The following is a 3,609-nucleotide window of genomic DNA, read 5'->3' as shown; positions in this document are numbered from 1 at the left end:
GAAGCCCCGTTCCGGGACCTCGCGGTCTCGGGACGGGGCTTTCTGCGTTGTGGCAGGATCTCCCCCATGACGTACCGAGTGCGCCGGGTGGCTGCCCATGAGTGGTTGCGGTTGCGAGACGTCCGTCTGGAGGCGCTGCAGGACAGTCCCACGGTGTTCGCGACCCGGTATCTCGACGAGCGGATGCGCTCGGACAGCGACTGGCAGGCCAGGGCGCTGTACAGCTCCGGTGCGGAGACCCAGGCGGACGGCCGGCTCATCGCGACTTATGTGCTGGTCCCGGCCGACGGCCGCGGACAAGGACGCTGGGCCGGTATGACGACGGTCTTCCAGGAGCCGGAGGCGGTCAAGCCGCAGGCCCAGCTGGTGGGCGTGTACGTGGCGCCGCAGCTGCGAGGGCGCGCGAACGGCGCGGCCGAGGAGCTGGTGCGTGCGGCGGTGGAGTGGGCGTGCCAGGACGCGGCGGCCGAGCGCGTTCGGCTCTTCGTACGGGAGGACAACGGCCGGGCTCTGTCGTTCTATCAGCGCCTGGGATTCACCCTGACGGGTATGACCATGCCCTACCCGCCGGACCCTTCGTACGACGAGCTGGAGATGGAGTTCCGCAGCAGCTGAGCGGGCGTCACCACACCCGCCGGCGCTGATTCAGAGACGGCCGGCTGCCTTGAGGGCCAGATAGGCGTCGGCCAGGGCGGGTGGCAGATCGGCGGGCGGAGCGTCCACCACGGTGACGCCGTGCCGGACGAGCCGGTCGGCGGTCTGACGGCGTTCGGCACGGGTCTGTTCGGCTGCCGCGGCTCCGTAGACGGCCTCGACCGTGCCCCTGGCCTGGGCCAGCTCCGCGACCCGGGGGTCCGCGACCGAGGCGACCAGCACCTCGTGGCGATGCGTCAGCCCGGGCAGTACGGGCAGCAGCCCCTGTTCGACCGGGGTGGTGTCCAGCCCGGTGAGAAGCACGACCAGGGAGCGTCGTGGCGCCCGCCGGAGCACGGCTGAGACGAGTGCCCGGGCGTCCGTCTCGACCAGGGCGGGCTCCAGCACCGCCATGGCGTTGACCAAGGACGGCAGTACCTCGGAGGCGCCGCGGCCCTGTACGGACGCTCGCGCGCGGCGGTCGTGGGCGAGCAGGTCGACGCGGTCGCCTGCCTTGGTGGCGAGCGCGGTCAGCAGCAGTGCGGCGTCCATGGCGGCGTCGAGCCTGGGGGCGTCCCCGACGCGTCCGGCGGAGGTGCGGCCGGTGTCCAGCACGATGAGGATGTGCCGGTCGCGCTCCGGCCGCCAGGTGCGTACGGCGACGGTGGAGCGACGGGCGGAGGCCCGCCAGTCGATGGACCGTACGTCGTCGCCGGGGATGTACTCCCGCAGCGAGTCGAACTCGGTGCCCTGACCGCGGACCAGCAGCGACGTGCGGCCGTCCAGTTCGCGGAGCCGGGCCAGCCGGGACGGCAGGTGCTTGCGGCTGGCGAACGGCGGCAGCACTCGGACGGTCCACGGCACCGAGTGCGAGCCCTGCCGGGCGGCGAGGCCGAGCGGGCCCAGCGAGCGGATGGTCACCCGGTGGGCGTGCCGGTCCCCGCGGCGGGTGGGCCGCAGGACGGTGGTGGCCCGGCGGCGCTCTCCCGCGGGGATGTCCAGTGAGTGGCGGGAGGCGGTGACTTCGGCCCCGGGTGTCCAGCTGCTGGGCGGCCATGCGTCCCTCACCCGCGCGCGCAGCCGGCGCCGGCTCGCATTGGCGATGGTGAGGGAGACGGAGGCCTCCTCCCCCAGCCGCGCTGAGGTGTCGCCGGAGCGGCTCAGCCGAAGGCTGCGGACGGGCGCGGCAAGCAGCAGGTCGACCACGACGGACGCGAGCAGCAGACCGCAGACCAGTGCGACTCCGGCGGCGGACGGCAGAAGCAGGCCCACGACGAGCACGCCCGCCAGGGCGAGCAGGGCGGTGCGGCCGGTGAGGGCCATGGGTGGCTTCTCCTGAGCAGGTCGGCGGAGGTGGTGGCCGCAGATGGACGGAGGCGAAGGGCGGAGCGGGTCAGCGGGGGACGGGTACGTGGGCCAGCACGGCCTGGAGCAGGGAGTCGGCGGTGACGCCCTCCATCTCCGCCTCGGGGCGCAGCTGCAGCCGGTGCCGCAGCGTGGGCAGCGCCAGTGCCTTGACGTCGTCCGGGGTGACGTAGTCCCGTCCGGCGAGCCAGGCCCAGGCCCGCGCGGTGTTCAGCAGCGCGGTGGCGCCGCGGGGGGAGACGCCGAGGGAGAGCGAGGGCGACTCGCGGGTGGCGCGGCAGATGTCGACGATGTACGCGAGGATCTCGGGTGCCACGGTGAGCTTGGCGATCTCGGCGCGGGCGGCGTCCAGGTCCTCCGGGCCGGCGACTGGGCGGACCCCCGCCGCGGTGAGGTCGCGGGGACTGAAGCCGGCGGCGTGGCGGGCCAGGACCTGCATCTCGTTGTCCCGGGTGGGCAGCGGCAGGATCAGCTTGAGCAGGAAGCGGTCCAGCTGGGCTTCGGGAAGCGGATAGGTGCCCTCGTACTCGACCGGGTTCTGGGTGGCGGCGACCAGGAAGGGCTCCGGCAGCGGGCGCGGGGTGCCGTCGACGGTGACCTGGCGCTCCTCCATGGCCTCCAGCAGGGAGGCCTGAGTCTTGGGCGGGGTGCGGTTGATCTCGTCGGCGAGCAGCAGATTGGTGAAGACCGGGCCGGGCTGGAAGGAGAACTCGGCGGTGCGGGCGTCGTAGACCAGCGAGCCGGTGACATCTCCAGGCATCAGGTCGGGGGTGAACTGCACCCGCTTGGTGCCGACCCGCAGCGCCGCCGCCAGGGTGCGCACCAGCAGCGTCTTGGCCACGCCGGGGACACCCTCCAGCAGCACATGGCCGCGGCAGAGCAGGGCCACGACCAGGCCGGTGACGGCGGGGTCCTGCCCGACGACGGCCTTGGCGATCTCGGCGCGCAGCGCCTGCAGGGCCTGCCGCGGATCACGTTCGGCGGCTCCCGGGAGCGTAGCCGGAACGGTGTCGGCGATGGGCCGGGCGTCGTGCTCGGTCACGGCTGTCGTACCTGCCTTTCGAGGGTGTCCAGATCGTCGGCGAGCCGCAGCAGGGCGGTGTCGTCGGCCGGGGCCGCACCGTACAGCAGGGCGTGCACCTCGGTGGGGGTACGGGCCCCGGAGGCGCTGTCCCCGGGGATGCGGGAGGCGACCGCGGCGGTCAGTGCGACCGGGTCGGCCTCGGGACGTGCGGACAGGCCCAGACCGGCGGCGAGCCGACTGCGGGCGGCGCGGCGCAGTGCGTCGGCGGCGCGGTCGCGGGCTCTGGCCCGCCGGTACAGACGCGCCCGGCCCTCGGTGGTCTCGGAGGCCCGCACGGTCACCGGGAGGTTCTCCGGTACGACGGGGCCGAGGCGGCGGGCCCGCCAGAGGGCGGCGAGGAGGGCTGCGACGGCGGCCTGGAGCAGCCCCCAGCGCCAGCCGGCGGGCAGCAGCGAGAGCAGGCTGCGGTCGCCGGGACCGCTGCCTGCGGCGGCCTGGTCGTAGTCGGGGAGGTACCAGACGAGGCGCGGGTGGGCGCCGAGGAGGCCGAGGGCGAGGGCGGCGTTGCCGTCGTCGTCCAGCCGGTC

At 74.2% G+C, this 3,609-nt stretch carries 3 protein-coding genes and 1 pseudogene; 1 reads left to right on the top strand and 3 read right to left on the bottom strand.

The window, feature by feature from the left end; genetic code table 11:
* The coding region (locus AOK09_RS27410) for a GNAT family N-acetyltransferase (RefSeq protein ID WP_217698492.1) at positions 1-615 on the top strand (615 nt) is incomplete at its 5' end.
* Between the two features lie 30 nt (positions 616-645).
* On the opposite strand, the gene AOK09_RS27405 is transcribed toward AOK09_RS27410, so the two are convergent.
* The 3 genes and pseudogenes from AOK09_RS27405 to AOK09_RS27395 form a co-directional block, all read right to left on the bottom strand.
* Positions 646-1,956, bottom strand: coding sequence for a DUF58 domain-containing protein (locus AOK09_RS27405; RefSeq protein WP_055589925.1), 1,311 nt, complete (start codon positions 1,954-1,956; stop codon positions 646-648).
* A 70-nt stretch (positions 1,957-2,026) separates the two neighbouring features.
* Positions 2,027-3,016, bottom strand: coding sequence for an AAA family ATPase (locus AOK09_RS27400; RefSeq protein ID WP_055589927.1), 990 nt, complete (start codon positions 3,014-3,016; stop codon positions 2,027-2,029).
* A gap of 20 nt (positions 3,017-3,036) precedes the next feature.
* Positions 3,037-3,609 (bottom strand): annotated as a pseudogene (locus AOK09_RS27395) (DUF4350 domain-containing protein); the annotation flags it as partial.

It is taken from the genome of Peterkaempfera griseoplana (assembly GCF_001418575.1).
In the GTDB taxonomy this organism is placed as follows: Bacteria; Actinomycetota; Actinomycetes; order Streptomycetales; family Streptomycetaceae; genus Peterkaempfera; species Peterkaempfera griseoplana.
The sequence above is the reverse complement of the archived record's forward strand: the minus strand, read 5'-3'. Positions and strand labels throughout refer to the sequence as shown.

Bases quoted from the DNA above. Each gene is read 5' to 3' on its own strand.
- AOK09_RS27405 (WP_055589925.1), bottom strand. From the start codon at position 1,956: ATGGCCCTCACCGGCCGCACCGCCCTGCTCGCCCTGGCGGGCGTGCTC.